Raw genomic sequence first — 866 nt, 5'->3', positions numbered from 1 at the left:
TTGCCCTCCCAATCCATTTGCTTCGAGTGTAACTTCACTTAGCATATAAATAGCTAAGTGAAGTTACACTCGAAGCAAATGGATCGGGAGGGCAAAATGATTCGGATTAATACTGAAAAATGCATAGGGTGCGGCATGTGTGTAAAGGACTGTTTTCCACACAACCTGATGATTGAAAACGGAAAAGCACGTCCTGTAAGCGAAAACTGTATGCAGTGCGGCCATTGCGTTGCCATCTGTCCTGCAAATGCCGTGGAAATTACGGATTATGATATGCAGGATGTCACGGATATTCCAGCACAAAAACTTACTGCCGAGGAACTTTTGTCGTTTATTAAGAGCAGGCGCTCCATCCGTCAGTATAAAGACCGTCCGGTTGAAAAAGACCTGCTTACGCAAATGATTGAGGCCGGAAGATATACGGCGACGGCGGCAAACCGTCAGGACCTTTCTTTTATTGTCGTTGAAAAACAAATGAAGCTGTTTCGCGGACTGGTCATAGAAAATCTTGCGAAACAGGGTCGCGTGATTCTTGCTGCGAAAAACACGCCGGCACCCATGCAAAGCTATGCGCGGCGTTGGATCGGGTTTGAGGATACTTACAAGAAGAATCCCAACGCAAAAGACGAAGTGTTTTTCGGTGCTCCTATTGTCATTTTGATTGCCGGCGACAATCCGATTGATGCGGGGCTTGCGGCATCGAATATGGAACTTGTGGCCTGCGCAAATGGCCTTGGCGTGCTTTACAGCGGATTTATCACAAGGAGCGCCGAAAATGAGAAAACGAAGAAAATGGTCGGGGTCCCAGCTGGAAAAACGGTTTTGACCGCACTTGTAATCGGCTATCCCGACGTAAAGTACAGGCG

General features: G+C 47.3%; 1 protein-coding gene. It reads left to right on the top strand.

All coding sequences use genetic code 11. The features are described 5' to 3' along the window. Nucleotides 1-96: 96 nt before the first annotated feature. On the top strand, nucleotides 97-866 hold a 770-nt coding region (locus tag ABF463_RS12525; RefSeq protein WP_415534032.1), incomplete at its 3' end, for a nitroreductase family protein.

Origin of the sequence: Ethanoligenens sp. (assembly GCF_047718355.1) — a bacterium.
In the GTDB taxonomy this organism is placed as follows: domain Bacteria; phylum Bacillota; class Clostridia; order Oscillospirales; family Ethanoligenentaceae; genus Ethanoligenens.
Note: the sequence above shows the minus strand (reverse complement) of the source record. Positions and strands in the feature narration are given on the sequence as shown.